The organism is Euzebya tangerina (assembly GCF_003074135.1).
GTDB classification, from domain to species: domain Bacteria; phylum Actinomycetota; class Nitriliruptoria; order Euzebyales; family Euzebyaceae; genus Euzebya; species Euzebya tangerina.
In genome coordinates this window covers 3,056,864-3,083,797 of record NZ_PPDK01000001.1, presented here as the reverse complement: position 1 = coordinate 3,083,797, position 26,934 = coordinate 3,056,864, and the positions used below count along the sequence as shown (strand labels likewise).

The window sequence follows — 26,934 nt, the reverse complement described above, 5'->3', positions numbered from 1 at the left end:
GTGCGAGAAACCCGAATGGTGTTGGTTAGGCCCCGATCGTGTCGACTTCGCGACCGGTCAGGCCAGAGACTTCGAGAGGGTCACCCAGGAGTCCCGAACCCCCCGAGCCGCCCCCGAGTCCAGCGACTCCGCCGCCAGACCCAGCGCCTCCTCCCACGACCCGGCCCGATCAACAGCCATCAGCGCCGCAGCGGCACCCAGGACCACGACGTCCCTCGGCGCCCCCGCCTGCCCCTCCAAGACCGCGTCCGCGATCCGCAGGTTGTCCTCGAGGTCCCCACCCTTGAGATCCTCGACGGTCGCCCGGGCGACGCCATGCTCCGCCGGGTCGAAGTCGTAGGACTCCACCGACCCCTCACGGACCTCCCAGATGGTCGAGGGACCGGTCGTGGTCAGCTCGTCCAGCCCGTCCGAGCCGTGGAACACCAAGGCATGGACACTACCCAGTCGCGCCAACACGCCCGCCATCTTCGGCGCCATCGCCGGGTCCGAGACCCCGATCGTCTGGTGCCCCGCCCCCGCCGGATTGGTCAGCGGACCGAGGAAGTTGAACACCGTCGGCACCCCGAGCTCGCGCCGCGCCGGCATGACGTGCCGCATGGCCGGGTGGAACATCGGCGCGAAGCAGAAGCCGATGCCGACCTCCTCGATGCACCGCTCGACCCCGTCGGGCGGCAGGTCGATGACCACTCCCCACGCCTCCAGCAGGTCGGCCGAGCCGCACTTGCCGCTGGCCGCCCGGTTGCCGTGCTTGGCCACCTTCGCGCCCGCTCCGGCCGTGACGAGGGCCGCCAGGGTCGAGACGTTGAACGTCCCGGCCCGATCCCCACCGGTCCCACAGGTGTCGACCAGTGGACCCTCCACCGACACCGGCAGCGCGAACGACCGCATCGCCGACACCAGACCCGCGATCTCCTCGGCGGTCTCCCCCTTCATCCGCAGCCCCATGGTGAAGCCGGCGACCTGTGCCGGGGTCACGTCACCGCGCATGATGGCCTCCATCACGCCGTGGGTGCTGGAATCGTCCAGGTCCTCTCCCGCCAGCAGCGTGGAGAGCACCTCTGGGATCGTCACGAATTCACGCCCGGCCCGCTGGCGACGCGGTCATCGAGCTCGCCGGACACCTCGTCCGGGGGTCCCTCCGCTGTCCGCCCGGCAGCACCGGTGACCTCTGCCAACTCACGCTCGGGGGCCGGGTCGAGCAGGCTCGGCTTCGGGTCCGATCCGATCCCCGGGAGGGCCCTGACCTCCTCGCCTGCGATGACGGACTGCAGCGTCTCGCGGAGGTCGAAGGGGTCTGCCGGCTTCTGGACGTGGGCGTCGGCCTGCGCCCAGTTGGCCAACCACCGATCCTGCTCCCTCGCGATGAGCAGGACGACCGGCGGAATCGACCGGCCCATCTGTCCCCGAGCCTTCACCTCGCGGCACAGGGCCAGCCCCCCGGTCGGGTGGGTGTCGTTGTCCCCGATGACGATGTCGAAGGTCTGCCCCTCGTCCAGGATCGCCAGCGCCCGCTCGGGGGTTGCGACGTGAAGGATCTCGGAGCCAGCCCACCCGTCGACGGCCACGCGGACCTGCTTCAACACCGAGGAGTGGTCGGCCACCAGGAGGATGTTCATCGGGCACCGATCATGCCATGGCGCAGCCGTGGACAGTCACGACCAGCGGACACGCAGACCTACTCGGTGACCTCCCAGGTCTCGTGACCGGCGATCAGCGCCTGCAGGTCACCGGCGCCCCGCTTGGCCACGTCGGCGTCGACCTGGGCCTGGACCTGCGCGTCGTACACCGGCCTGGAGACCTGACGGAAGATCCCGAACGGGGTGGGCGCCGTGGGGGCAGCCGCCACTCGTGAGAGGGCGAAGGCCAGCGTGGGGTCGTCGCGTGTCGCGTCGTGCACCAGCAACTCCTCATCGGGCCAGTCCGCAGCGGCGACGATCTGCAGCTCTCCGCGGGCATTCATGCGGAGGGCGCGTTCGTCGTCGGCGCCGAAGCGGACCTGTTCGCCGTGCGTCAGGCGGATCTGGTTCTCCTCCGGCGAGTCCTTCACCACCTCGAAGGCACCGTCGTTGAAGATGTTGCAGTTCTGGTAGACCTCGATGAATGCCGCCCCCTCGTGCGCGGCCGCGGCCTCGACCATCTCCCGCAGGTGGTCCCGCTCGGTGTCGATGGTCCGGGCCACGAACGTCGCTTCGGCCCCCAGAGCGACCGAGACCGGGTTGAAGGGGTGGTCGAGCGAGCCGAACGGGGTCGACTTGGTGATCTTGCCGACCTCCGAGGTGGGCGAGTACTGCCCCTTGGTCAACCCGTAGATCTGGTTGTTGAACATGATGATCGTCAGGTTGGCATTGCGGCGCAGCGCGTGGATGAGGTGGTTCCCGCCGATCGAGAGCCCATCGCCATCACCGGTGATGACGAACACCTTGAGGTCGGGATTGGCCGTGGCGACACCGGTCGCGATGGCAGGCGCACGGCCGTGGATCGAGTGGAACCCGTAGGTGTCCATGTAGTACGGGAAGCGGCTCGAGCAGCCGATCCCGGACACGAACACCACGTCCTCCTTCCGAGCGCCGAGATCGGGCATCGTCGACTGGACGTTGGCCAGGATCGCGTAGTCCCCGCACCCGGGGCACCACCGCACCTCCTGGTCGGAGGTGAAGTCCTTCTTGGAGTACTGGGGGAGTTCGGTCACGGACACGCTTAGGACACCTCGTCGATGTGGGCGGTGATCTCTTCGGTCAGTTCCTGGGTGGTGAACGGCAGGCCGCGCACCTGGTTGTAGCCGCGGGCGTCCACCAGGAACTGGGCCCGGAGCAGCATGGAGAGCTGGCCGGTGTTCATCTCCGGCACCACCACCCGCTCGAAGCCCTGGAGGACCTCCTCGGTGTTGGCCGGGAACGGGTTGAGGTGGCGGAAGTGCACCCGCGCGACCTTCCGGCCGGTCTTGCGGACCTTTCGGACGGCCTGACGGATCGGTCCGTACGTCGAGCCCCACCCCGCCACCACCACATCGGCGTCGGGGTCACCGTCGATGGTCAGCTGGGGGATGTCCGCGGCGATCCCGTCCACCTTGGCCTTGCGGAGCATGGTCATGTGGTGGTGGTTGTCCGGGTCGTAGGAGATGTTCCCTGTCCCGTCCTTCTTCTCGAGCCCACCGATGCGGTGCTCGAGCCCGGGTGTGCCGGGCTTGGCCCAGGGACGGGCTCCGGTCCCGCTGTCACGGAGGAACGGCAGGAACTCCTCGCCGGCGTTCGGCCCGGTGGCGAAGTTGACCTCGCCGGTCAGGTCCGGCAGCGAGGACACGTCCGGGACCTTCCACGGCTCCGCCCCGTTGGCCAGGTAGCCGTCGGTCAGCAGGAACACCGGGGTGCGGTACTTCAGGGCCAGACGTGAGGCTTCGATCGCCGCGAAGAAGCAGTCGCCGGGTGTCGCTGCCGCCACGATCGGGATCGAGGAGTCACCGTTGCGGCCGTACATCGCCTGCAGCAGGTCGGACTGCTCGGTCTTGGTCGGGAGGCCCGTCGAGGGGCCGCCGCGCTGCACGTTGATGATCACCAGCGGCAGCTCGACCGACAGGGCCAGTCCGATGGTCTCGCCCTTGAGGGCAATCCCAGGCCCGGAGGTGACGGTCGCCGCCAGGTTCCCGGCGAAGGCCGCGCCGAGCGAGGCACCGATGCCGGCGATCTCGTCCTCCGCCTGCACGGTCTTGACGTTGAAGTTCTTGTGCCGGGACAGCTCGTGCAGCACGTCGGAGGCCGGGGTGATCGGGTACCCGCCCAGGAAGAACGGCAGCCCGGACAGCTGGCCGGACGCGATCAGTCCGTACGACAGGGCCGTGTTTCCGGTGATCTGGCGGTAGGTGCCCGGTGCGAGCTTCGCCGGTGGGACCTCGTAGCGGTGGGAGAAGATCTCCGTCGTCTCGCCGAACGCCCAGCCGGCCCGGAATGCGGCGATGTTGGCCTCGGCCACCTCCGGCGCCTTGGCGAACTTGGCGCGCAGCCACTCCTCGGTCCCCTGGGTGGGCCGGCTGAACATGAACGACATCAGCCCGAGGGCGAACATGTTCTTGGAGCGCTGCTTCTCCTTCTTGGACAGCTCGAAGGACTCCAGCGCCCCGACTGTCAGCGTCGTGATCGGCACGCTGAAGACGCGGTAGGACTCGAGCGAGTTGTCCTCCAGCGGATTGGTTTCGTAGGCCGCCTTCTTGAGGTTCCCACGCGTGAAGGCGTCGGTGTTGACCACCAGGGTGCCGCCGCTGACCAGGTCGTCGATGTTGGTCTTCAGCGCCGCCGGGTTCATGGCGACCAGCACATCGGGCGCATCGCCGGGTGTCAGGATGTCGTGGTCGGCGAAGTGCAACTGGAAGCCCGAGACACCGGGCAGCGAGCCGGCGGGGGCGCGGATCTCAGCCGGGAAGTCGGGCAACGTCGCCAGGTCGTTGTTGGCGTCGGCCGTGGCCGAGGTGAACCTCGTCCCGGTCAGCTGCATCCCGTCGCCGGAGTCCCCGGCAAAGCGAATGGTCACCGTGTCCAGCGTCTGGACGGGCTTCTCCGGCGCTGCGGTCGTGTCTGTCACCTGCGGGCCCTCCACGTCGGGGCATAGATGTGCGCCCGGCGGAGTGACGGACGTCGCTGCCTCATGCTAGATGAACAGCCCGTGAATGCCCGAACTCGCATGCCGGGGGGCGACACCGCAGGATGGGACGGCACATGTATCTGGACGTGGCCTCCGCAGCACCCTGGCATCCGCGGGCACGGGCGGCCTTCGCACAGGTGGCGGAGGGGTTCGTCGGCGACCCGACCCGCACCCACTCCGCCGGCAGGTCTGCCAGTGATCTGCTGGAGCGGGCACGAGCCGCCGTGGCCGAGGAGCTCGGCGGTGCGGCCGACCGCGTCATCTTCACCGGCTCGGCCACCGAGGCGATTCACCTGACCGTGCGAGGCAGTGCCCAGGCCAACCGGACGAGACCTCGTCGGATCCTGTCCTCGGCGGCGGAGCACTCCGCAGTGTTGGAAGCGGCGGCGGCCGCAGCCGCTCTCTACGACCACGAACACGTCATCGTTCCCGTCGACGCCGACGGGCGCGTCAACACCGGAGTGCTGGCCGACGAACTGGCGGAGGCAGGCGCCTGCCTCGTCAACGTCCAGCACGCCAACCACGAGGTCGGGACCCTCCAGCCGTTGGACACCGTGGCACGGCTGTGCCAGCAGGCCGACGCCCTCCTCCACGTCGACGCCTGTCAGACGGTCGGTCGGGTGCCCGTCTCGCTCGAGGACATCGGAGCCGACTACCTGTCCCTCAGCGCCGCCAAGTTCGGGGGCGGGCGAGGGGTGGGGGCCCTCCTCCACTCCCCTCGTGCTCGCTTCCAGGCCCAACTCACCGGAGACGAGCGCGAGCGGCGGCGTCGAGCGGGCCTCCAGAACCTGCCCGGCATCGCCGCGATGGCCGAGACGCTGGCCACCCTGCGCGCGCGCAGCCCCAGCGGTGCGGCCGGAGCAGAGGCGGTGCGCGCCGACCAGGTCCGCAGGCACCTCCGGGACCGGCTGACGGAGGCCGTGACCGACGTGGAGGTGCACGGTCCCACCACGGGCTCCGCACCGCACATCGCGGCGGTGAGCGCCCTGTACGTGGAGGGTCAGGCGCTGGTCGAGGCGTTGGACGCCGAGGGGTTCGAGGTCCACTCCGGTTCGTCGTGCGCCACGACGTCCGGGGAGCCCTCACACGTGCTGGTGGCCATGGGTGCGCTGACCCACGGGCACGTCAGGGTCAGCTTCGACGAGCGGTTCACGGTCGAGGAGGCGGACCGGTTCGCAGAGGCCTTCGGTCGGGCGGTCGGCGATCTCCGGTCCCGAGCGGGCATGGTGTGACATGTTGCACCTAGCCTGCGAGGTGAGGGGTTCCCGCAACATGTCACCTAATCCCGTAGGTCAACCGCCACCCCGAGGTGGTCACTCCCCCAGGACCCCTCGACCGGCTCATCCCCGAAGACGAACGCCGACTCCACAGCGCCACGGCCGGCGAACTTCTCAGGGAAGCGGGCCAGCACGTAGTCGATCCGTCGGTCCGGCTCGTAGGAGGCCCTGGTCAGCGGGTTCTTGTTGGACCACGTCGAGCCCGCCCCCTCTCCCCTGACCTCCCACGCGTCGAACAGCGTGAGCGGGACGCCGAGGTCAGCCCGACCGGTCAGCATCCGGATCTCGTCGCTCGCCGGATCAGCGTTGAGGTCACCGGTGAGCACCTGGGGGTAGGCCAGCTCCGCGGTGTACTGCCACTGGTCCATGAGGCTCGCGATCTCCCGGACCTGGGCCTGCCGTACGGCGGACTGGTGCGGCAGGAAGTTGAGGTGCGCGGTGAAGATCTGGACCGGCCCGCGTGGATGATCCAGTTGGACGCCGAGGACACTCCTGAACTCCTCGTAGTCCGGATGGGGCGGGAGTGGGTGCACGAGGTCCCTCGTGATCGGCCACGCCGACACGATGGCGTTGCCGAACGTCACACCCTCGTGGGTGACCCGGAACCCGTCGACGGCGTAGGGCAGGCCGAGCACGTCCCCGATCTCCCGCGCCTGCGACCGCCCGCTCTCGACCTCGGTCCAACTCTCCTGCAGACAGACGATGTCCGGGTCGACCTCGTCCAGGCTGGCCTTGATGGCCCGGTATCGCAGCTCGTACTCGGCCCCGAAGCGGTGCCAGACGTTCCAGGTGGCGACTCGCATCGTCAGGCTGCTGACCCGCTGGAGGGCTGGGGCCGCCCGCCCGACTGCAGGTCGCCGCGGACGGTCGCGGCGAGCTCTGCGTCGCTGAGGCGGAAGGCGTAGCCCGTCGGACCGTGCTGCCGGAGGTGGACCAGACGCTGCTCCGCCTCGGCCAGATCCGGCCGGTGACCCGCTGGTACGTGCCAACACACCGTGACCGCCTCCTCCTCGGGGACGAACCACTCCCGCCGTCGCCGCAGGAAGGACGCGTGCAGCTGGTCGTACACGAAGGCCCGAAGACGAGCGAGGTCAGTCCAGACCGTCAGGTTCGGGATCAGCGTCGCGTCGCCGAAGACGGAGTAGGACGTCGCTGCGCCGGCCTCATCGGTCAGTCGCCAGACGAACCCCGGCGCAGCCTCACCGGCGCCGTTGACCAGATCCAGGTTGTCGACGAAGGCGGCCATCGCTGGCGACTCGAGGGGGGCCGCGATCCGCCCGATGTTCAGCTGCGCGAGGTACCAGTCCATGGATCGCACTCTAGAGGTCCATGACCGCTGGCTACTGTGTGGTCTGTGGATGCCTCAGCAGGTGCCGCTGCACCATCAGCAAGCGGCCGGGAGACCCTGGTCGACTCCCGCGGTCGCCGGTGCCCGTTGCCCGTCATCGACCTGGCCAAGGCGATGGCTGCGGTCGAGGTCGGCGACGAGGTGCTCCTGCTGTCCGACGACGAGGGATCCCGGACGGACGTCCCGGCCTGGTGTCGGATGCGCCGTCAGGAACTGGTCGCCGTCGAGCCCGCCCAGGACCACACCCGGTACCGGATCCGGCGGCGCGTCTAGCCCTAGCTGAAGCTGTCGCCGCAGGCGCAGGCGGACTGGGCGTTGGGGTTGTCGATGGAGAACCCGGCGCCCTGCAGGCTGTCGACCCAGTCGATGGTCGTGCCACGCAGGTAGGGGCTCGACATCTTGTCAACCCGCACGGCGACACCCTTGACGTCGACGTTCAGATCGTTGTCGAGGTTGCGATCGTCGAAGTAGAGCGCGTACCGCATCCCCGCGCAGCCACCCGGTTGGACCGCGATGCGGAGAGCGATCGCGTCAGCGTCGTCCTCACGGGCCATGAGCTCGCGGACCTTCTCAGCAGCGGAGTCGGTGAGGTCGATCGGGCTGGCGACGACGTCGGAGTCGGGCGGGGCGGTGGTGGTGTCGCTCATGGCTCCCAGTCTAGGTGTCCGCGCCACTCGCGACCATGGATCTGCGACCGCCTCAACCAGCCGTCTGTGCCACATCGGCAACGGTCGCTCCGGCTCCGGTGATCAGCTCGCGCGGCTCGAGCGGGAACACCGTGTCCGGCGTGCCGGCTGCCACCCAGACCTCGTCGAACAGCATCAGGTCACGGTCGGCCAGGATGCGCATGGCCGTGGCCAATCCGAACGGGGCAGTCCCGCCGATGGCGTATCCCGTCGCGGCTCTGGCCTCCTCAGCGGACGCGCGCCGCACACCGGTGACGCCGGCAGCCGCCTCGACGCGGGGGAAGTCCACGAGGTTGGCCCCAGAGGTCAGCACCAACACCGCGCCCTGGTCGCTGGCGACGACGATGCTCTTCGCGATTGCGGCGACGCCGCAGCCGATCGCGTCTGCGGCATCCTGCGCCGTCCGGGTTCCCTCGGGGAAGCGCTGGACCGAGAGCTCCAGCCCCAGTTCGGCAGCAGCATCGATGACCCGGTGGGTGGCGGCCTTGAAGCTCATGACGAGCAGTCTCTCACGGTCGGCCCGGCACGAACCGCTCGAGCCCGCGCTCGGTACACCACCCGTTTCCGCTCTCGGTACACCACCCGCTTCCACCCTCGGTACACCACCCGCGCCGTCGCCGACACGTGTGTGTACCGAGCGTTCCGCGGGTGCAGGTCAACGACGACTCTCAGCTCATCGCCCCCGTCGGCGGTCCAGGTCGTGTACCGAGAGTCAGCACGGCTCCCGAACCCGGTCCTGCACCCCCAGGTCGTGCACCGAGAGTCAGCGTGGCTCCCCAACCCCGGGGGGCTCAGGAGCCGGAGAGGCGTCGCGCCGCCCGTGAGGCTGCTGCGGTCAACGTGCCGATCGGATCGCTCAAGCCGTCCGGGCCCAGCGCCTCGGCGATGTCGAAGCGGTCACCAGCACCATCGGAGATGACGCCGGCAAGCGCCACCGTCGTGACCCCCGCAGCGGCAGCCCGGGACCGAATACGCTCCGGCCCCTTGCCGGCCAGCGACTGCTGGTCCAGTGACCCCTCACCGGTGATGACGATGTCGGCGTCCGTGACATCCAGCCCGATCAGGTGACCGATGACATCCGCGCCGTTTCGCACCTCGGCACCGAGGAGGGCCATGAAGGCGAAGCCGAGGCCTCCGGCTGCTCCGGCCCCCGGTCGATCCCGCCAGGGTCCACCCGGGAGGTCGCGCTCGGCCACGTCGGCCCAGGTCGCCAGAGCCGCCTCCAACTCCCGGACGGCGGCCTCGTCCGCACCCTTCTGCGGCCCGAAGACCGCGGCGGCCCCGTCCGGGCCGAGGAGCGGGTTGGTGACATCTCCGGCCACGATCAGGCTGAGGTCGGACCGATCAGGGTGGGACCGGATGTGATCGGCCTCGGCGACCCACCGACCACCGACCTTCACGCCGTTCCCGTCGGCGCGCCGGACGGCATGCCCCGTCAGCGCCGAGACCATCCCGAGCCCCCCGTCGACGGTCGCCGAGCCACCCAGCCCCACGATCACCTGGCGGGCCCCGTGGTCGAAGACCGCCTGGAGCAGCTGTCCCACCCCGTACGTGGTCGTGCGCAGGGGGTCCCGGGCCTCCTTGGCCAGCGCAGACAGGCCGCAGGCCTGGGCCACTTCCACAACCGCAACCGGATCTGCGAACGCCCCCGAGGATGAAGGACGGTCGCCCGAGGGAGGCGCGGCCGCCAGGCTCAGCCACGCCGCGGTCGTGGCGATCCCCCGGGCGTCCGCCACCTCGACCTGATGTCGCTCGGCATCCGGCCGAGCTGCAAGGGTGGCCTGGATCGTCCCCTCCCCTCCATCTGCCAGCGGCACGGCTGCCAGCTCGTCGTCGGGCCGGACGGCACGCCAGCCGGTACCGATCGCCGCTGCCGCTTCAGCTGCCGTGAGGGTTCCGGCGAACTTGTCCGGGCAGATGATGACGCGCACGCCGCCAGGCTATGGCGGGGGCGGGCACGGTCGGATCGCCGGAGCAGGTGAAACAGGCTGACCAGACCACCGCCTGGGTACGCTGGGTCGACCCACTGGCAGCAATCCAGGAGCTCGCAATGCCGCCCCCCGCGTCCACCTCCACCCTGTCCGACGCCGCCGATCGCACGCAGTTGCTGATCCTCGGCCGGGGGGCTGACCCCACCTCGGAGCGAGGGACGATCTGCCCGGGGGAGGTACCTCTGGCCAGCGATCCTGATCTGGTCGATCGGGCACGAACGGCACGCGAGGCGTTGGGGGACTCCGTCTTCATCCTCGGACATCACTACCAACGCGACGAGGTCATCGAGTTCGCCGACGCTCGGGGAGACAGCTTCAAGTTGGCGCAGGAAGCGGCTGCCAACGGGGCGGAGCACATCATCTTCTGCGGTGTCCACTTCATGGCCGAGACCGCCGACATCCTCACCGATGAGTCGACCAAGGTGATCCTCCCCGACCTGGCCGCCGGCTGCTCGATGGCCGACATGGCTGAGATCTCCCAGGTCGAAGCCGCCTGGGAGGACCTGAAGGCGGCCGGGATGGGTCCGGAGAAGACCATCCCGATGACCTACATGAACTCCACGGCGGCGATCAAGCGCTTCACCGGCGTCAACGGCGGCGTGGTGTGCACCTCCTCCAATGCCCCGACCGCGATGGAGTGGGCCTTCGAGCGGGGCGAGCAGATCCTGTTCCTGCCCGATGAGCACCTCGGCCGCAACACCGCGGTGCGGGACATGGGGCTCTCCCTGGACGACTGTGTCCTGTACGACCCGCACAAGGCCGGTGGCGGGTTGACGTCGACGGAGCTGGAAGAGGCGAAGGTGGTCCTGTGGAAGGGGCACTGCTCCGTCCACGGCACGTTCACGCCGGCCCACGTCGAGCTGGCACGCGCGAAGAACCCCGACGTCAAGCTGCTGGTCCACCCCGAGTGCCGCTACGAGGTGGTCGAGCAGGCCGACGAGGTCGGGTCGACCTCCTACATCATCAAGACCGTCCGCGAGGCACCCCCCGGCACGGCCTGGGCCATCGGCACCGAGCTCAACCTGGTCGGCCGACTGGCACAGGAGCACCCCGAGCAGGACATCATGTTCCTCAACGACAACGTGTGCTTCTGCGCGACGATGAACCGCATCGACCTGCCCCACCTGGTGTGGGCGATGGAGGAGCTGGTCGAGGGGCGCGTGGTCAACGAGATCCGGGTCGACCCCGACACCCGGCACTGGGCGAAGGTGGCGCTGGACCGGATGCTTGCGTTACCGGGGCCGTCGAGCCACGACTGAAGGCGAACTCAGGGGGACGTCAGTCGATACGTGAGTTCACGCAGGCCGAGGCGCAGACGGACCTCGTCCAGTTCGATCATGACCGCGGCCAACGCCGCCGCGGAGGTGACCGCCATGATCTCGACGGTCCCGACCATCACCTGACGGTCCTCGTCGTCGACGAGATGCCCGCGCGTCGCGGTGCCAACACGTGCGAGTGCCCGTTCGAGGTCGTCCCAGGGGTCGGGAGCGCTGGGGTCGATCACGACCCGGACCTCGACCTCGTGGGGACTGTCCGTTTCTGGCGCGGGGCTCGGCTCCACCACCATCCCGGCGTCCTCCACCGCTGACACGACGTTCGGCGGTGGCGGGGACCCCACGTCGATCGCGACCAGCTGCCAGCTGGCGGGTGTGGCCCAGGCCACGTGGGTCGTGGCGTTCCGGAGCCCCTCGACGGTCGGCGCGACGGGGGCCACGACGATGTCGGTCGCACGAGCCACCTGGCCGACCACCTCGGCGAACGCACCCTCCATCCGCAGCAGCGGCCGGTCCAGATCGCGAACGGCCTCGGGCAGGTCATGACCGGTTCCGCTGCGCACCACCAGGAGACTGGAACTGCTCCCCTGCCGCACGCGTTCGGCCAGCGACACCGCGAGTGAGACGCCCCGCTGACCGGCATCGGCGAGGTGGTCGTCCGAGACCGGCAAGAGCACCCGGTCGAAGGGCTCCGTCGCCGAGCGGACCACAGCCAGCGGTACCGTCGACCGGCCCATGATGGAGTCGATGAGCTCCCCGAAGACGCTGCGATTCGTCGAGTGACCCTGCCAGCCCATCATGACCAGGCTGGCCTCGTGCATGGCAGCCGCCTCGAGCACCCCTCCGGCCACGCTCCGATCCCGGACAATCTGACCGGAGGCCGGGGCACCGGACGCCCGCGCCGCCTGGGCCGCACGCTCGACCGTCGTCTGCGCCTCCTCCACGACCATCGGGCTGGCATCCGGTCTCACGACCGTGACCGCCACCACCTCGCCCTGGTCGGGCATGGCGATCATGGCCGCCAGCCGCCCAAGCCAGTCGGCGGACGTTGGACTGGCGAGTGGTACCAGAACGACGTTGCCCAGGCTCACCCGGTCTCCGGCCTACTCGTGGTGCGCGGTGTGGGACCGCGCCGGCGCGCAACGCTAGCACGTACGCCACCCGCCAGTCCGGGTCGCGCGGCGACACCGCACCGTCCCGCTCAGTCCTTGGTGTGCGCCTCCACGAACGGGGGCCGCACCACCGTCGCAGCAACCCCGCGTCCCCGGACATCGACCTCCACGACCGTTCCCAGGTCGACCGCGGCGTCCAGGTAGGCCAGGCCAATTCCGACCTCGTTGATCGGCGAGAAGCTGCCGGAGGTCACGATCCCGACCTCCGTTCCGTCGACCAGCACGTCGTCTCCGGCGCGGGGGGCGCGACGGCCATCGGCCTTGATGCCCCGCAGCTTCCGCGAGGCCCCCGCCTCCTTGGCCGCGACGTAGGCCTCCTCGCCCACGAAGCCGGTCCCGGGCTTGACCGCCCAGTTGAGCAGGGCCTCCACCGGTGTGGTGTCGGTGGAGATGTCATTGCCGTGCAGCGGATACCCCATCTCCAGCCGGAGGGTGTCCCGACAGCCGAGACCCGCTGGCTGGACCCCACCCTCGGCCAGCGCATCCCAGAGCCCTCCCGCCCGCTCGCCAGGCAGGAAGACCTCGAACCCGACCTCGCCGGTGTAACCCGACCGGGACAGGATCACGCCGTCCCCGGCATCCACGCACGCGAGGTACGCCAGCGCCCCCGGGTCACCCCCGAGACCCGCCGCCGCCATCCCACTGCCCAGCGCGCCAACGGAGTCCGGCCCTTGGACGGCGACGCACGCGAGGTCGACCACCTGCACCGAACACTCCCCGACGGCCTTGGCCTGGTCCAGCAGCCGCCCGGCCACGACGGCGGTGTTCGCCGCATTCGGCACGACCAGGAATCCCGGACCAACTCGGTAGACCAGGAGGTCGTCGATGATCCCCGCCTGCTCGTCCAGGCAGAGCGAGTACTGCGAGGTGCCCTCGGCCAGCCCGGATACATCATTGGTGAACGACTGCTGGATCGTCGCCTCCGCACCCTCGCCGGTCACGGTCACGGTGCCCAGGTGGGTCAGGTCGAACATGCCCGCGGCGGACCGCACCGCCATGTGCTCCGCGACGACCGAGCCGTAGTCGATCGGCATCTCCCACCCGGCGAACTCGGCCATCCGCGCGCCGGCCGCGACGTGCCGTTCGTGGAGCGGCGAGTGACGGAGCGGTGTCGTCGGTGTGGCGTCGTCGGTGCTCATCGAGGTGTGAATGTAGCGCCTGGGACGACCTGGGTAGGATCACGCTCAGCGGCGGTCCTCCGCGACCTCCGCAGCCGAACCAACCAAGCGAGGTTTGCACGTACATGGCTGATTCCTTTGACGTCGTCGTTCTGGGTGGGGGCACCGGCGGCTACTCCTGCGCGCTCCGCGCCGCCGGGCTGGGCCTGACGGTCGGTCTGGTCGAGAAGGCCAAGGTCGGCGGGACCTGCCTCCACTGGGGCTGCATCCCGACGAAGGCCTTCCTGCACGCCGCCGAGGTGGCCGAACACGCCAAGGAGGGCCCGGACCTTGGGATCCAGTCCAGCTTCGACGGCGTCGACATGCCCCGAGTGCTCGACTACAAGAACGGCATCGTCGACGCGAACTGGAAGGGCCTGCAGGCGACCATGAAGGCCAAGGGGATCGAGACGATCCACGGCCACGGCACGCTCACCGGTCCGAACACCATCACGGTGGAGACCGATGACGGCGAGCGCCAGATCGAGGCCAGCAAGGCCATGGTGTTGGCCACCGGCTCCAAGCCCAAGACCATCCCCATCGCGGAGGTCGACGGCGAGCTGATCATCACCTCCGACGAGGCGATGTACCTGGAGAGCGTCCCGAAGAAGCCGATCGTGCTGGGGGCCTCTGCCGTCGGGGTGGAGTTCGCGACAGTCTGGAACGGCTACGGCGCCGAGGAGGTGACGATCGTCGAGGCGCTCGACGCCGTCGTCCCCCGCGAGGACATCGACACCCAGAAGGCTCTGGCGCGCGCTCTGAAGAAGGCGGGGATCAAGGCCATCACCGGTGAGATGGTCGAGGACGTCAAGGCCGGCGACGGAACCGTCACCGTGACGACCGACAAGGGCACCACCGTCGAGGGGGACCTGCTCATGGTGGCGATCGGCCGTGGCCCGGTGACCGAGAACATGGGCATGGATTCCACCGGCGTCGAGCTCGACCGCGGCTTCATCACGGTCGACGAGTACTGCAAGACCGGCGTGACGTTCGGCGACGGCGGCGTGGTCTACGCGATCGGTGATGTGATCCCGACGCTCGGCCTGGCGCACGCCAGCTTCATGGAGGGGATGATGGTGGCCGAGCAGATCGCGGGGAACCCCGTCGTCCCGATCGACTACCGCGGTGTCCCGAAGGTGTACTACTGCACGCCGGAGATCGGGGCGGTCGGCTACACCGAACAGGAGCTCAAGGAGGAGGGGATCGAGTTCGACGCGAAGACGTTCCCCTTCTCCCACAACGCCAGGGCGATGATGCAGGGCGGCCAGGGGCATGTGAAGGTCCTGGCAGCCAAGGACGGCGGCAAGGTCCTCGGTGTCCACATCGTCGGTCCACACGCCACCGACCTCATCGCCGAGGGCCAGATGATCTACAACTGGGAGGCGCTGCCGACCGACGTCGCCGAGTTCATCCACCCGCACCCGACCCTGTCCGAGGCTGTGGGTGAGGCGCACATGGCGCTTGCCGGCAAGGCCCTGCACGGCTGATGAGCACTGCTGAAGAGCCGACCCCACCAGCCAGCTACGACGACCTGCAGGCCGTCTTCATCAACTGCTCGCTGAAGACCGACCCCGCGGCGTCGCACACCCAGAAGCTGATGGATCGCTCCATCGCGATCATGGAGAACGTCGGCATCGACGTCACCACGATCCACGCCCGCACGGCTGGGATCGCGACCGGGATCTACCCCGACATGACCGAGGCATCCGGCGCTGCGGGACAGGTGGAATCCGATGCCTGGCCGGGTCTCATGCGCGACGTGATCCTGCCCGCCAACATCCTCGTCATCGGCACACCGATCTGGCTCGGCATGCACTCCAGTGTCTGCACCCAGGTGATCGAACGGCTCTACTCCTGGTCGGGCGAGCACAACGACCAGGGCCAGTACGTCTTCTACGGCCGTGCCGGAGGGTGTCTGGTGACAGGGAACGAGGACGGCGTGAAGCACGTGGCGATGAGCGTGCTCTACGCCATGCAGCACGTCGGCTACACGATCCCACCGCAAGCCGACGCGGGCTGGATCGGTGAGGTCGGACCCGGCGCCAGCTACGGCGACGAGCCCGAGGAGGGCGGTCCGCCGGTCGGCTTCGACAACGACTTCACCAATCGGAACACCACCTTCATGACCTGGAACCTGATCCACACCGCGCGGCTGCTGGCCGACGCCGGCGGGATGCCTGCCTACGGCAACCAGCGCGAGAAGTGGTTCGACGGTCAACGCTTCGGCTTCCCCGAGTCACCTCCTGCGCAGAATCCCGAGTACCGGTAGCCGTCGCCGACGCTCCTGCCGTGCGGCACATGTCGCCGGTCCAAAACGGATATAACCGCCACACCCGACCAGTTGCTCGACCTTCCCCGAACTCACCACCGCAAGAGAGGCACCGCACATGGCCACCGACGTCGAACTTCCTGAACTCGGCGAGTCCGTCACCGAAGGAACGATCACGGCCTGGCTGGTGGAGGTCGGAGACACGGTGGACGTGGATCAGCCCCTGTTCGAGCTCTCCAGCGACAAGATCGACACCGAAGTCCCCTCCCCGGTGGCCGGGACGGTGACCGAGATCCTGGTCGAGGTCGACGAGACCGTCGAGGTCGGCACGGTCTGCGTCCGGATCGGCGATGCGGATGAGGCGGGCGGTTCTGACGGCGGGTCCGACGACCAGAGCGCCGATGAGCAGAGCGCCGATGACCAGAGCGCCGACAGCGGCCAGGAGGCGGTCGCAGCCTCGGAGGCCAGCGGCGACGAGCAGGCCCAAGCCGAGGCCGCGGCCGCGGAGGACAGCCGGGCTGACGCCAGCTCGGGGGGCGACTCCGGCGGTGGAGACTCCGGTGGGGGCGACTCCGGCGGTGGGGACGGTGTCGATGTGGTCCTGCCCGAGCTCGGCGAGTCGGTGACGGAGGGCACGATCACGGCCTGGCTGGTGGAGGTCGGCGACAGCGTGGAGGAGGACCAGCCCCTCTTCGAGCTCTCCAGCGACAAGATCGACACCGAGGTCCCCTCCCCCGCTACTGGAACCGTGTCGGAGATCTTGGTCGAGGTCGACGAGACCGTCGAGGTCGGCACGGTCGTCGCCCGGATCGGTGGCTCGGGCAGTGGATCGGCTGACGGGGCCGAGCCCGCAGAGGAAGCCTCGGACGCCACGGCGGCCGACCAGCCCGACGGGGCCACCGACTCTGCGGAGGGCACGGGGACCGAGGCGGGCTACATGTCGGGGACGCCGGACGCGGGAGACCGCAGCGGCGACGGGCCCTCTGTCGCGGGCTCCGACGCCCTGGCGTCGCCGCTCGTGCGCAAGCTGGCCAAGGAGAAGGGCCTGGACCTGGATGCGATGCAGGGCTCCGGTCAGGGCGGACGCATCACCCGCGAAGACGTGGAGGCGGCAGAGAGCACGGGTGGCGAGGCCCAGCCGGCATCATCGCAGCAGGCGGCCGCCTCCTCGGCCACGAACGCCGACAAGCCTGGCGGCGAGCCGTCAGCCGGATCCTCAACACCCCCGGAGGCCAAGAAGTCCGAGCCGGCACGCGAGCCGGGCGAGCGCGAGACCGTGGAGGACCTCTCCCGGATCCGCCAGCGGATCGCCGAGAAGATGCTCGAGTCCCAGGGCCAGGCCGCCCAACTGACGACGGTCCAGGAGGCGGACGTCACGGCCTTGATGGCCGCCCGGACGGCACACAAGGAGGAGTTCAAGTCCCGTGAGGGCGCTTCCCTCTCCCCCTTCGCCATGGTCGCCCGTGCGGCGCTGATGGCCCTCAAGAACCACCCGCTGGTCAACGCCTACGCGGACTGGGACAACGGCAAGCTCTACAAGCGCGACTACGTCAACCTGGGCATCGCCGTCGACACGCCCAAGGGTCTGCTGGTCCCCAACATCAAGAACGCCGACGGCCTGACGACGGCCGGCCTGTCCCGGGCGATCTCCGAAGCGGCCCAGAAGGCGCGTGGGACCGGCGGGAAGCGGATCGACTTCTCCGACATCGAGGGCGGCACCTTCACGCTCACCAACACCGGCAGCGTCGGCGTCCTCATCGACACGCCCATTCTGAACTACCCCGAGGTCGCCATCCTCGGCGTCGGGGCGATCAAGAAGCGCGTCGCCGTGGTCGAGGCCGCTGACGGGTCGGAGTCCTTCGGCGTCCGGCACATGATGTACCTCTCGCTCACCTACGATCACCGGCTGCTCGACGGGGCCGATGCTGCCCGCTACGTGACCGAGGTGAAGCAGGTCCTCGAGACGACCAACTGGGAGCAGGAGGTCGGGTGACCGCTACCGGACCAAGGTCGTGACCGCTGAGCCCTCCAGTTCCGTGCCGTCCGCTCCGAGGGCCCGGACCGTCACGGACCCCGCCTGCGTTCCGACGTCGTCCGGCAGTGACAGCCGGGTCTCGAAGCTCTCCGCAGGGGCCACAGCGACGGCGGTGCTGCCCGCCAGCACCTCCCAGCGATCCACCAAGGTGGCACCGTTCCAGCTGACGACCAGCTCGCCCGGCCCGGTCGCGACGACGACGGGCGGTTCGGCCGGCTGACCGACCCAGTCGTCGGACTCGAAGATCCGGTAGGAGGTCGTGCCCAGATCGACCGACCCGCTGGGCTCTCCCGTGGCATCGAACCGCGTCGCCGTCCCGGGGACACTCCACATCGCCAGCGCACCACCGTCGGACAGGCCGAGTTGGAGGGACCCTTGCCGGACGGTGTAGGTGACCGGCTCGGCGTGATACTCGGCGACGACCTCGGCGGCCTGCCGGTCCGGGCTCAGTTCGTACACCACACCCCGGGACGTGAGCGGGTCCATGCCGACCCCGTTGTCGAAGACCGAGATGGTGTCCTCGTCAACCCAGCGAACGTGATGGGGGTAGCTGACCCCGCGGTCCTCCCCGACGTCCGCGGTTGGCGAGGTACCCCCGAGAGACCAGATCCGCTCGCCGGTCACCCGGTCGATCTCCACGATCTGGGAGGTGTGGCGGAGTGAGAGGACCACGCGACCATCTGCATCGACGTCCGCGGCGTTGATGTGGGCGTAGTCGACGATCTCGTCCTCCGCGAGGTCGGACTCCATGGTGTCGGTGAGCGGGATGTGATCGACGCTGTGCCACTCGAGCAGCACGTCGCCGGAGGCGATGTCGACCTCTTGGACGACATTGTCCATGACGATGGCCGTGTCGTCGCCGCCGTGCTCGGAGAGGTCCATGACGATCGGGTGGTAGGCCATGATCAGTGCCGTGCCCGTCGGCGTGATGACGAGATCGTGCAGGTCCGTCGCGATCCCGTTGCCCCCGGGGAGCCGGGCGACCTCCTGGTAGGCCGCATCGACGACGATCCACTCGCCCTGGTAGTTGCCGACGCCGAACGGCGCCGTGCCTTCGAACCACGCGAGGACGGGCTGGCCGTCCAACTCGTGCTGCTCCAGCGCACCGAGGGTCACACCCTCCGCTGGCGACGGACGCCACCAGACCAGCTCACCGGTGGCGTCGGTGATCTGAGCGCCCATGTCGCTGCCTGCGTGCGCAGCGGGCGTGCTGAGATGCACCCCCTGCCCGACGTCGCCGGTCACCGTGACCGCGGGCACCGCGGCGTCGGGCATGGTGACCAGATCACGGAGCACGGGTGCCGGAAGCTCCACCTCGCCGCGCGACGGCAACTCCTCCGGCGGCTGCGCGGGGACGGCCACTCGGAAGCCCAGATCGCCGTCACCGGCGACGGCGGCACCGGTGTCGATCGTGATGTCCTCGCCGGGCTCGAGCCGGTGATCGGGGTGGAAGGACAGACCGGCACCGTCGGCGTGGGTGACCACCCGTCCCTCGATCGTGCCCGACGCCGAGCCGGTGACGACCAGGTCGCCCAGGTCCGCTTCGGGTGGACCACGGAAGCTGATCGCCGTCGTCGGGGCAGCGGCAACGGAGCCGTCGATCGGGTACATGGCGAGCACCGGCTCGGCACCGCTGCTGGTGCAGGCCGCCGCCAGGAGCAGGACGATGAACTGGCACGCCAAGGCCGCGACTCGTCGCGACGTGCACCACCTGGCAGCCACCCCTCCATGATGTGGTGGACCGGAGGCGGGACCAGTGACCGATCAGGCGAGGTCGCCTGGACCGCAGCCCCTCATCGAGTGGCCAGTGCCGCTGCCAGGTCGCCGCGTGGCACCGATTCCTGTCCGCCGGTGGTCAGGTCCTTGACGGTCACGACTCCCTCCTCCAGCTCCCGCGAGCCGAGGATGACGGCGAACCGCGCGCCGATCCGGTCGGCGTACGCCAACTGCTTGCCCAGCTTGGCGGGCTGCAGGTGGACCTCGGTGTTGAGGCCGGCGTCGCGCAGGTCGCGACCGATGCCGGCGTACTCAGCGGAGAGCGCCGGGTCCATCTGGGTGACCAACACGTCCACCGTCGAGGCGTCGGCGACCAAGCCGGCCTGATCCAGCGCGTAGAACAGCCGGGTCAGACCGATCGAGATGCCGACCCCCGGCAAGGTCGACTTCGTGTACAGCGAGGCCAGGTCGTCGTACCGTCCGCCCGAGCACACCGACCCGATCCCGCGGTGGTCGGTCAGGAAGGTCTCATAGACCGTGCCGGTGTAGTAGTCCAGGCCACGAGCGATGGCCAGGTTGATGCGCCACTGCGACTCGGGGATGCCGTAGGCGGTCAGCCCCTCCGCAACCGTGCGCAGCTCACCGACGCCCTCGGCGAACACCGGGTCCTCGATGCCGAGGCCGTCGAGGTGGGCCAGCGTGGCGGCGGCATCCCCCTGGAAGTCGGCGAAGGTCAGCAGGGAGGTCGCGGCCTCCTCCGACAGCCCGATGTCCGTGTCGGTCAGAGCCGAGCGGACCGTCTCGGGCGGCAACTTGTCCAGCTTGTCGATGGTTCGCAAGGCGGCCGTCTGGGCCTCGGCATCCGCCACGCCGAGTGAGGTGAACAGACCCTTGAGGACCTTGCGGTTGTTGAGGTTGATCTCGAACCCACCGATGTCCAGGTCGGTGAAGACCTGGTGGATCAGCGCTGGGATCTCCGCGTCGTGTTGGACGCTCAGGCTGCCCCGGCCGATGACGTCGATGTCGCACTGCAGGAACTCCCGGTACCGTCCCTTCTGCGCGCGTTCGCCCCGATAGACCCGTTGGATCTGGTAGCGGCGGAAGGGGAACGCGAGGTCGTGCTCGTGCTCAGCGACATAGCGGGCGGTCGGGACCGTCAGGTCGAAGCGCAGCGCGAGATCCGGTGCGTTGCCCTGCTCGAGCGATCCGGTCGACTGGACGAAGTAGACCTGCTTCTCCGTCTCTCCGCCGGACTTGCTGAGCAGGACGTCAGCGACCTCGAACGCCGGAGTTTCGATGGGCAGGAACCCGAAGCGTTCGAAGGCGGCTTGGATGCGGGCTACCATCAGCTGGAAGGCCACCTGCTGCAACGGCAGCAATTCCATGGTTCCAGGTGGTGTGCGCGGGGGGATGACGTCCATGAGGCAGCCATCCTGCCAGCCGCCCGCCGCACCCGGCCGACGCCCGTTCACTCCCCACCGACCTCAACAGAAGGTGAGAATCCATGCCACTCCGAACTTCACGACTCCTCACGATGCTGCTCCTCGTCCTCGCGCTGGTCCTGGCTGCGTGCGGCGGAGACGCGGACAGCGACGACGCGACCGAGGAGCCGACCGAGGCTGCCGAGGCCACCACGCCGGAGCCTGAAGCCGAGCCCACCACCGCAGAGCCGACCGCCGAGGAGACCACGCCGGAGGACGAGTTGGTCGCCGAGGAGGAGGACCGTGCCGACGACCCCGTCCGCGAGCAGGCCGTGCAGGAGTTCCTGGCTGCTGGTCTGTCCGAGGAGGACGCCAACTGCGTGATCGACGTCTACGCCGCCGAGGGGGTCTCCATGGAGGATGTGGCTGCCGTGGGCAGCGGCCAGGCCCCGGCCGACCCTGAGGCATTTGCGACCGCCTCGGCCAACCTCGGCCAGTGCCTGTCCCCAGAGCAGTTGGGCGACTTCGCCAACGCCGCAGCGGACCAGGACCCTGAGGCCGTCCGTGCCGCCTTCATCCAGGGCTTCGTCGCCACCGGCGCCACCGAGGAGCAGGCTGGATGCATCTTCGACGAGCTGACCAATGCCGGCTTCACGCTCGGTGACCTGTCGGCCGCCGGCACGAACCCGCCACCCGGGTTGCAGGAGGCTGCCACCGAGGCCGGCGAGACCTGTGGGATCGGTCAGTAGTCTTTCGACAGGTCACAATCCCAACGACACCTGCCACGCACCAAACGCCGTCTCCGAGAGGGGGCGGCGTTTGCGTTCGGCCACCTCCTTGGCAGCCAGATCGTCCTCCAGCACATCGGCGGCGACCCGTCGGCCGACGGCAATCATCGTCAGCGGCCGGTAGGGGTGGTCGATCCCGATCGACTCGGCAGCTCGCTCGACCGAGAAGCCGGCCATCTGGTGCACCCACAGACCCCGGTGCGTCGCCTCCACCGTCAGCAGCGCGACGGCCCCGCCGGTGTCGTACTCGGCGTGGCGGAGCGTCGACCCGTCCGGACGTTCGGTGTTGACCACGGCCAGGATGAGGACGGAGGCGGCCCCGGCCCACGTCTGGTTGCCGGGCTTGAGCGCATCGAAGAGCTGGCGGTGGACCGCATCATCACGTCGGCCGACGACGAACCGCCAGGGCTGGCTGTTGTTGCCGGAGGGCGCCCAGCGTGCGGCCTCGAAGAGCCCGGCGAGGTCCTCATCGTCCAGGTGGTGGTCGGCGTCGAAGGCCCGTGGACTCCAACGGTCGGCGAGCAGGGGGTGAATCGGAACACGCGTGTCGGCGGCCTTGCTGGCGGATCCCATGGTGGTCATGGTCCCCAGCAACGTCCCACCGATCGCCATCCTTCCCGCAGGGTCGGCGGACGGCGCTCAGCTGAACTCACTCGCCGTGAAGCTCGACCCACGTTGCCGGTGTTGCGGGGTGATGCAGAGTGGTCCCATGGCGTCACCGACCGGGCTCATGTACAAGGTCTCGGTGGGCGAGGTGCCCTACGCGGTCGCCTTGGGCTGGCAGGACCGACTGGTGGCGGCAAGACAGGCGGACGAGATCGACGACGTCCTGCTGCTCCTCACCCATCCGGCCGTGTACACCGCCGGGCGCAATGCCGATGTCGAGGCCAGCGTGACGGGAGCCCGCCCCGACATCCCAGTCATCCGGATCGACCGGGGCGGAGATCTCACCTACCACGGCCCCGGGCAGGTCGTGGCCTACCCGATCATGCGCGTCCCACGGACAGGCGCGGCCAAGGCGTACGTCACGGCGCTGGAGGAAGCGCTCATCACGACGGTCGCGAGCTTCGGTGTGACGTGCGACCGTCGACCCGGATACCCCGGGGTCTGGGTCGACGGGACCCCACCGGAGAAGATCGCCGCGATCGGCATTCGGATCACCCGCGGCGTGACCAAACACGGCGTGGCACTGAACGTCTCGCCCGACATGAGAGACTTCGACGGCATCGTGCCGTGCGGCATCACCGACGGCGGGGTCACGTCGCTGACGGAGTTGGGTGCCCGCGCCGACATCGAGGGTGCTTCAGCCCGGCTCGGCGCCGCACTCGGCCGGACGCTGGAGCGCACCCTCCAACCCGTCACGGTCGAGGACCTGGGGCTGTCGGCGGTGTGACCGTGGGGGCGTTCCGGGTCGACAGGGTGACTACCATGGGGACTGCCCCATGAGCACCATCGAAGCCAGCCCCGCGTCCGCCACCCAGATCCCCGAGGGCGCGCGTCGCCTGACGGTCGTCGGCGTCCCCTCCGTCGCCGAACGCAAGCCGGAGTGGATGAAACGGCACATCCCCCTGGCCGGGCCGAACTACCGCGAGCTGAAGAAGACGATGCGGGGGGCCGCGCTCCACACGGTCTGTGAGGAGGCGGCCTGTCCGAACATCCACCAGTGCTGGGAACAGCGCGAGGCCTCCTTCCTGATCGGTGGCGAGGACTGCACCCGGCGCTGTGGGTTCTGCCAGATCTCGACGGGCAAGCCCGCCTCCTACGACACCGACGAGCCGCGCCGCGTGGCGGAGACGGTGGCCCAGATGGGGCTGCACTTCGCGGTCGTCACCGGTGTCGCGCGTGACGACCTGGACGACGGGGGCGCGTGGCTGTACGCCGAGACGGCCAGGCAGATCCACGAGTTGGTCCCGAACTGTGGCGTCGAGCTGCTGATCCCGGACTTCTCCGGGTCTGAGGACGGGCTTCGTGAGGTCCTGTCGGCCGAGCCCGAGGTGTTGGCCCACAACCTCGAGACCGTCCGTCGGGTCTTCCGCCACACCCGGCCGGCGTTCCGCTACGACCGGTCGCTCGAGGTGTTGTCGCGTACCCGGGAGTGGGCGCCGCACATCGCCCGGAAGTCGAACCTGATCTTGGGGATGGGTGAGACCGAGGCCGAGGTCTATGAGGCGATGGACGACCTGGCTGAGGCGGGGTGCCAGATCCTGACCATCGGGCAGTACCTGCAGCCGACCCACAAGCACCTGGCCCTGCAGCGCTTCGCCGAGCCGGCCGAGTACGACCGGTACCGGGAGTACGGGGAGCGGCTCGGCTTCGATCACGTGGAGGCCGGCCCACTGGTGCGCTCCTCGTTCATGGCGGGGGAGCAAGCGGTGAACGCGGGGGCGTGGAGCCGGCCTTCCGGCGACCAGTGATCCCGAGCCGGCCGTCCGGCGACCAGTGATCCCGAGCCGGCCCTCCGGCGACCACTGATCTTGAGCCGGCCTTCCCGGAACGGCTAGTCGTCGTCGTGGGCAGCGGCGTGGCTGCGTGTCACCCTCGGAGCCCATGACGCTGCTGCTTGCACAGGACGCCACGGAGACGCCCGCTGACGACACAGACCTCGGCGACGTCGTCCCGGAGGTCGATTTGGGCTGTGGCACCGACGACGTGATCTGCTCCTGGGTGCTCGACGTCACCGGAAGCGAGACGCTGGCGGCCCTCGTGGGGCAGATCCTCCCCGTCCTGATCACGATCGTGCTGATCTTCGTCGGAGCCGTGATCGTCTCGCGCATCGCCAAGCGGATCATCCACAGCTCGGTCACCCGGACGGCCTCGGAGAGTCGTAGCGCGTTGCAGCGGATCACCCGGCGGGCGCCGGGCTTCGGCTCGGCGCTCAGCTCAGAAGCGCAGGTGGCCGTGGACGCACGGAAGGAGCAGCGCGCCGAGACCATCGCGACCGTCCTCGGCAGCATCGCCGTGTTCGTGATCTACCTGATCGCGGTGTTCATCGCCCTGTCGCAGGTCAACATCGACATCGGTCCGCTGGTGGCCGGCGCGGGTGTCGTCGGCGTTGCCCTCGGCTTCGGCGCGCAGTCGCTGGTCAAGGACTTCCTCTCCGGCATCTTCATGATCCTCGAGGATCAGTACGGTGTGGGCGACGTCGTCGACGTCGGCGAGGCCACGGGTGTGGTGGAGGGCATCACGCTGCGCGTCACGCGACTGCGGGACGTCGAGGGCACGGTCTGGCACGTGCCGAACGGTGAGATCGTGCGCGTCGGCAACAAGTCCCAGCTGTGGTCCCGGTCGTTGCTGGACATCGCGGTGGCCTACGACACGGACCTGGACCGAGCTGGTGAGGTGATCGCCGAGGTGGCGCACGGCATGGCCGTCGACGAGGAGTGGGATCCCTTCATCCTCGAGGAGCCTGAGCTCTGGGGCATCGAGCAGTTCGGACCCAACGAGGTGGTCCTTCGACTGGTCATGAAGGTCCTGCCCGCCGAGCAGTGGCGGGTCAATCGGGAGTTCCGTGCACGCATCAAGAAGGCATTCGATGCCGAGGGGATCGAGATCCCGTTCCCGCAGCGCACGATCTGGGTGAAGAACGACGCAGACCCGGCAGCAGGTATTCCGGCGTCGGCATCCCCCCAGGGTCAGGAAGACGGTAGGGTCCACGAATCTGAGCCAACGGAGGAGCCCTCATGACCACCGCCGAAGACGTCATCAATCGGATCGAGGCGGAGGAGATCCGCTTCATCGACTTCCGCTTCGTCGATCTGCCTGGTCTCATGCAGCACTACACCCTGCCCAGTCATCAGTTGACCGAGGAGGTGTTCACCGACGGCCTCGGGTTCGACGGCTCGTCCGTTCGCGGCTTCCAGGACATCCAGGAGTCGGACATGCTGTTGGTCCCGGATGCCTCGACGGCGGTGGTGGACCCCTTCCGGCAGCACTCCACGCTGATCCTGAACTGCTTCGTCAAGGACCCTCTGACGGGGCAGTCCTACTCGCGTGACCCGCGGTACATCGCGCAGAAGGCGGAGGCCTACCTACAGTCGACTGGCATCGCCGACACGTGCTTCGTCGGCCCTGAGGCCGAGTTCTTCATCTTCGACGACGTCCGCTTCATCTCCGAGCCGAAGGGCTCGATGTACGCGCTCGACTCCGTCGAGGCGGCGTGGAACACCGCCAAGGACGAGGGGCCCAACCTGGGTCACAAGATCCGCTACAAGCAGGGCTACTTCCCCACTCCCCCGGCTGACCACTTCACCGACCTGCGCTCTGAGATGGTCGTCGAACTGGAGCGGGCCGGCATCGAGGTCGAGTTGCAGCACCACGAGGTCGGCACGGCCGGGCAGGCCGAGATCGACTTCCGCTTCGCTCCACTGGCCCAGTGCGCCGATCAGGTGATGCTGTTCAAGTACATCGTGAAGAACGTCGCTCATCGCAACGGGCGGAGCGCGACCTTCATGCCGAAGCCGGTCTTCTTCGAGAACGGCTCGGGCATGCACACCCACATGTCGCTGTGGAAGGACGACGAACCGCTGTTCTACGACGAGACCGGGTATGCGGGTCTCAGCGAGTTGGCTCGCCACTACATCGGTGGGCTGCTCACCCACGCCCCGTCGATCCTGGCGTTCTCCAACCCGACGACGAACAGCTACAAGCGACTGGTTCCGGGGTACGAGGCACCGGTCAACCTGGTGTACAGCCAGCGCAACCGCTCGGCGGCCTGCCGCATCCCGTTGATCTCGCAGTCACCGAAGGCCAAGCGGGTGGAGTTCCGCGTGCCGGATCCGTCGTGCAACCCCTACCTCGCGTTCTCGGCGATGCTGATGGCCGGGCTCGATGGCATTCGCAATCGGATCGAGCCGCCCGACCCCGTGGACAAGGACATCTACGAGTTGGGGCCCGAGGCGCTCGGCGACCTTCCCTCGGTCCCCGCCAGCTTGGAGGAGTCGCTCGCCGCTCTAGCCGACGACCACGAGTTCCTGCTCGAGGGGGGCGTCTTCACCGAGGACCTCATCGACACCCACATCGCCTACAAGATGGAGTCGGAGGTCACGGCCCTCCGCCTGCGCCCGCACCCGCACGAGTTCGAGTTGTACTACGACATCTGAGTGGCAAGGCCGCTGACCTGGACGCTTGTACGTCGGTGGCCGGCACCGTAGACGATAGCGTGGTCA

Annotated in this window: 25 protein-coding genes; 11 read left to right on the top strand and 14 right to left on the bottom strand. The window is 68.9% G+C overall.

All coding sequences use genetic code 11. The features are described 5' to 3' along the window. Positions 1-57: 57 nt before the first annotated feature. Genes trpD through C1746_RS14280 form a run of 4 tightly spaced genes read right to left on the bottom strand, consistent with a single transcriptional unit; the run spans position 58 to position 4,590 of the window. The gene (gene trpD / locus C1746_RS14295) at positions 58-1,074 is read right to left on the bottom strand and encodes an anthranilate phosphoribosyltransferase (protein WP_116715213.1); all 1,017 of its coding nucleotides are present in this window, start codon (positions 1,072-1,074) and stop codon (positions 58-60) included. Continuing rightward, positions 1,071-1,619, bottom strand: a complete 549-nt coding sequence (locus C1746_RS14290; protein ID WP_116715212.1) for a response regulator — start codon at positions 1,617-1,619, stop codon at positions 1,071-1,073. The genes trpD and C1746_RS14290 overlap by 4 nt, the downstream gene beginning before the upstream one ends. 59 nt (positions 1,620-1,678) lie before the next feature. Further along, a complete protein-coding gene (locus C1746_RS14285) occupies positions 1,679-2,692 on the bottom strand; it encodes a 2-oxoacid:ferredoxin oxidoreductase subunit beta (RefSeq protein ID WP_240598914.1) in 1,014 nt (337 codons plus the stop codon). 8 nt (positions 2,693-2,700) lie between these two features. Continuing rightward, positions 2,701-4,590, bottom strand: coding sequence for a 2-oxoacid:acceptor oxidoreductase subunit alpha (locus C1746_RS14280; RefSeq protein WP_116715210.1), 1,890 nt, complete (start codon positions 4,588-4,590; stop codon positions 2,701-2,703). A gap of 119 nt (positions 4,591-4,709) precedes the next feature. Between C1746_RS14280 and C1746_RS14275 the strand changes: the two genes are divergently transcribed. Further along, complete coding sequence (locus C1746_RS14275; RefSeq protein WP_162867762.1) at positions 4,710-5,867, top strand: cysteine desulfurase family protein; 1,158 nt, start codon at positions 4,710-4,712, stop codon at positions 5,865-5,867. 47 nt (positions 5,868-5,914) lie between these two features. Here the strand turns inward: C1746_RS14275 and C1746_RS14270 are convergent, their stop codons facing one another. Continuing rightward, positions 5,915-6,715: an endonuclease/exonuclease/phosphatase family protein gene (locus C1746_RS14270; RefSeq protein WP_116715208.1), complete on the bottom strand. Its 801-nt coding sequence runs from the start codon at positions 6,713-6,715 to the stop codon at positions 5,915-5,917. Positions 6,716-6,717: 2 nt separating this feature from the next. Next, positions 6,718-7,221, bottom strand: coding sequence for a DUF3291 domain-containing protein (locus tag C1746_RS14265; RefSeq protein WP_116715207.1), 504 nt, complete (start codon positions 7,219-7,221; stop codon positions 6,718-6,720). Between the two features lie 45 nt (positions 7,222-7,266). On the opposite strand from C1746_RS14265, the gene C1746_RS14260 reads away from it, so the two are divergent. Then, on the top strand, positions 7,267-7,533 hold the full coding sequence (locus tag C1746_RS14260) for a sulfurtransferase TusA family protein (RefSeq protein WP_205711857.1): 267 nt from the start codon (positions 7,267-7,269) through the stop codon (positions 7,531-7,533). Between the two features lie 2 nt (positions 7,534-7,535). Here the strand turns inward: C1746_RS14260 and C1746_RS14255 are convergent, their stop codons facing one another. From C1746_RS14255 to C1746_RS14245, 3 genes are all read right to left on the bottom strand, one after another. Continuing rightward, positions 7,536-7,907 (bottom strand): HesB/IscA family protein, encoded by a 372-nt coding sequence (locus tag C1746_RS14255; RefSeq protein ID WP_116715205.1) that lies wholly within the window; start codon positions 7,905-7,907, stop codon positions 7,536-7,538. Positions 7,908-7,959: 52 nt separating this feature from the next. Continuing rightward, a complete protein-coding gene (locus C1746_RS14250; RefSeq protein ID WP_116715204.1) occupies positions 7,960-8,442 on the bottom strand; it encodes a YbaK/EbsC family protein in 483 nt (160 codons plus the stop codon). Positions 8,443-8,737: 295 nt separating this feature from the next. After that, positions 8,738-9,877, bottom strand: coding sequence for a glycerate kinase (locus C1746_RS14245; RefSeq protein WP_116715203.1), 1,140 nt, complete (start codon positions 9,875-9,877; stop codon positions 8,738-8,740). Between the two features lie 119 nt (positions 9,878-9,996). On the opposite strand from C1746_RS14245, the gene nadA reads away from it, so the two are divergent. Further along, positions 9,997-11,196, top strand: a complete 1,200-nt coding sequence (nadA, locus tag C1746_RS14240) for a quinolinate synthase NadA (RefSeq protein ID WP_116715731.1) — start codon at positions 9,997-9,999, stop codon at positions 11,194-11,196. Positions 11,197-11,204: 8 nt separating this feature from the next. On the opposite strand, the gene C1746_RS14235 is transcribed toward nadA, so the two are convergent. Together C1746_RS14235 and gcvT are read right to left on the bottom strand one after the other, a co-directional pair. After that, the gene (locus C1746_RS14235) at positions 11,205-12,302 is read right to left on the bottom strand and encodes a universal stress protein (protein ID WP_116715202.1); all 1,098 of its coding nucleotides are present in this window, start codon (positions 12,300-12,302) and stop codon (positions 11,205-11,207) included. Between the two features lie 110 nt (positions 12,303-12,412). After that, the gene (gene gcvT, locus C1746_RS14230) at positions 12,413-13,522 is read right to left on the bottom strand and encodes a glycine cleavage system aminomethyltransferase GcvT (protein ID WP_116715201.1); all 1,110 of its coding nucleotides are present in this window, start codon (positions 13,520-13,522) and stop codon (positions 12,413-12,415) included. A 104-nt stretch (positions 13,523-13,626) separates the two neighbouring features. Here gcvT and lpdA point away from each other — a divergent pair, with 104 nt between their 5' ends. The 3 genes from lpdA to sucB all read left to right on the top strand — a co-directional run bounded on the left by lpdA (position 13,627) and on the right by sucB (position 17,802). Further along, positions 13,627-15,027, top strand: a complete 1,401-nt coding sequence (gene lpdA / locus C1746_RS14225) for a dihydrolipoyl dehydrogenase (RefSeq protein ID WP_116715200.1) — start codon at positions 13,627-13,629, stop codon at positions 15,025-15,027. Next, complete coding sequence (locus C1746_RS14220) at positions 15,027-15,809, top strand: flavodoxin family protein (RefSeq protein ID WP_116715199.1); 783 nt, start codon at positions 15,027-15,029, stop codon at positions 15,807-15,809. Before lpdA ends, C1746_RS14220 begins: the two co-directional genes overlap by 1 nt. A 118-nt stretch (positions 15,810-15,927) precedes the next feature. Continuing rightward, positions 15,928-17,802 (top strand): 2-oxoglutarate dehydrogenase, E2 component, dihydrolipoamide succinyltransferase, encoded by a 1,875-nt coding sequence (gene sucB, locus C1746_RS14215; RefSeq protein WP_116715198.1) that lies wholly within the window; start codon positions 15,928-15,930, stop codon positions 17,800-17,802. Between the two features lie 3 nt (positions 17,803-17,805). Here the strand turns inward: sucB and C1746_RS14210 are convergent, their stop codons facing one another. Beyond that, the gene (locus C1746_RS14210) at positions 17,806-19,566 is read right to left on the bottom strand and encodes an arylsulfotransferase family protein (RefSeq protein WP_162867761.1); all 1,761 of its coding nucleotides are present in this window, start codon (positions 19,564-19,566) and stop codon (positions 17,806-17,808) included. Between the two features lie 71 nt (positions 19,567-19,637). Further along, complete coding sequence (hisS, locus tag C1746_RS14205) at positions 19,638-20,981, bottom strand: histidine--tRNA ligase (RefSeq protein ID WP_116715730.1); 1,344 nt, start codon at positions 20,979-20,981, stop codon at positions 19,638-19,640. 83 nt (positions 20,982-21,064) lie between these two features. On the opposite strand from hisS, the gene C1746_RS14200 reads away from it, so the two are divergent. Beyond that, positions 21,065-21,730 (top strand): hypothetical protein, encoded by a 666-nt coding sequence (locus tag C1746_RS14200; protein ID WP_162867760.1) that lies wholly within the window; start codon positions 21,065-21,067, stop codon positions 21,728-21,730. A 12-nt stretch (positions 21,731-21,742) separates the two neighbouring features. Here the strand turns inward: C1746_RS14200 and C1746_RS14195 are convergent, their stop codons facing one another. After that, a complete protein-coding gene (locus C1746_RS14195) occupies positions 21,743-22,342 on the bottom strand; it encodes a nitroreductase family protein (RefSeq protein ID WP_116715729.1) in 600 nt (199 codons plus the stop codon). A gap of 136 nt (positions 22,343-22,478) precedes the next feature. On the opposite strand from C1746_RS14195, the gene lipB reads away from it, so the two are divergent. The 4 genes from lipB (at position 22,479) to glnA (ending at position 26,868) form a co-directional block, all read left to right on the top strand. Beyond that, entirely contained in the window at positions 22,479-23,162 is a 684-nt protein-coding gene (lipB, locus tag C1746_RS14190) for a lipoyl(octanoyl) transferase LipB (protein ID WP_116715728.1), read from the top strand. 49 nt (positions 23,163-23,211) lie between these two features. Further along, positions 23,212-24,183, top strand: a complete 972-nt coding sequence (lipA, locus tag C1746_RS14185) for a lipoyl synthase (RefSeq protein ID WP_116715195.1) — start codon at positions 23,212-23,214, stop codon at positions 24,181-24,183. Between the two features lie 133 nt (positions 24,184-24,316). Next, a complete protein-coding gene (locus C1746_RS14180; protein WP_162867759.1) occupies positions 24,317-25,453 on the top strand; it encodes a mechanosensitive ion channel family protein in 1,137 nt (378 codons plus the stop codon). Then, complete coding sequence (glnA, locus tag C1746_RS14175; RefSeq protein ID WP_116715193.1) at positions 25,450-26,868, top strand: type I glutamate--ammonia ligase; 1,419 nt, start codon at positions 25,450-25,452, stop codon at positions 26,866-26,868. Before C1746_RS14180 ends, glnA begins: the two co-directional genes overlap by 4 nt. Positions 26,869-26,934: the final 66 nt, after the last annotated feature.

Bases quoted from the DNA above. Each gene is read 5' to 3' on its own strand.
- C1746_RS14290 (WP_116715212.1), bottom strand. From the start codon at position 1,619: ATGAACATCCTCCTGGTGGCCGACCACTCCTCGGTGTTGAAGCAGGTC.
- C1746_RS14275 (WP_162867762.1), top strand. From the start codon at position 4,710: ATGTATCTGGACGTGGCCTCCGCAGCACCCTGGCATCCGCGGGCACGG.
- C1746_RS14270 (WP_116715208.1), bottom strand. From the start codon at position 6,715: ATGCGAGTCGCCACCTGGAACGTCTGGCACCGCTTCGGGGCCGAGTAC.
- C1746_RS14265 (WP_116715207.1), bottom strand. From the start codon at position 7,221: ATGGACTGGTACCTCGCGCAGCTGAACATCGGGCGGATCGCGGCCCCC.
- C1746_RS14255 (WP_116715205.1), bottom strand. From the start codon at position 7,907: ATGAGCGACACCACCACCGCCCCGCCCGACTCCGACGTCGTCGCCAGC.
- C1746_RS14250 (WP_116715204.1), bottom strand. From the start codon at position 8,442: ATGAGCTTCAAGGCCGCCACCCACCGGGTCATCGATGCTGCTGCCGAA.
- nadA (WP_116715731.1), top strand. From the start codon at position 9,997: ATGCCGCCCCCCGCGTCCACCTCCACCCTGTCCGACGCCGCCGATCGC.
- gcvT (WP_116715201.1), bottom strand. From the start codon at position 13,522: ATGAGCACCGACGACGCCACACCGACGACACCGCTCCGTCACTCGCCG.
- lpdA (WP_116715200.1), top strand. From the start codon at position 13,627: ATGGCTGATTCCTTTGACGTCGTCGTTCTGGGTGGGGGCACCGGCGGC.
- C1746_RS14220 (WP_116715199.1), top strand. From the start codon at position 15,027: ATGAGCACTGCTGAAGAGCCGACCCCACCAGCCAGCTACGACGACCTG.
- sucB (WP_116715198.1), top strand. From the start codon at position 15,928: ATGGCCACCGACGTCGAACTTCCTGAACTCGGCGAGTCCGTCACCGAA.
- hisS (WP_116715730.1), bottom strand. From the start codon at position 20,981: ATGGACGTCATCCCCCCGCGCACACCACCTGGAACCATGGAATTGCTG.
- C1746_RS14200 (WP_162867760.1), top strand. From the start codon at position 21,065: ATGCCACTCCGAACTTCACGACTCCTCACGATGCTGCTCCTCGTCCTC.
- C1746_RS14195 (WP_116715729.1), bottom strand. From the start codon at position 22,342: ATGGGATCCGCCAGCAAGGCCGCCGACACGCGTGTTCCGATTCACCCC.
- lipB (WP_116715728.1), top strand. From the start codon at position 22,479: ATGGCGTCACCGACCGGGCTCATGTACAAGGTCTCGGTGGGCGAGGTG.
- lipA (WP_116715195.1), top strand. From the start codon at position 23,212: ATGAGCACCATCGAAGCCAGCCCCGCGTCCGCCACCCAGATCCCCGAG.
- C1746_RS14180 (WP_162867759.1), top strand. From the start codon at position 24,317: ATGACGCTGCTGCTTGCACAGGACGCCACGGAGACGCCCGCTGACGAC.
- glnA (WP_116715193.1), top strand. From the start codon at position 25,450: ATGACCACCGCCGAAGACGTCATCAATCGGATCGAGGCGGAGGAGATC.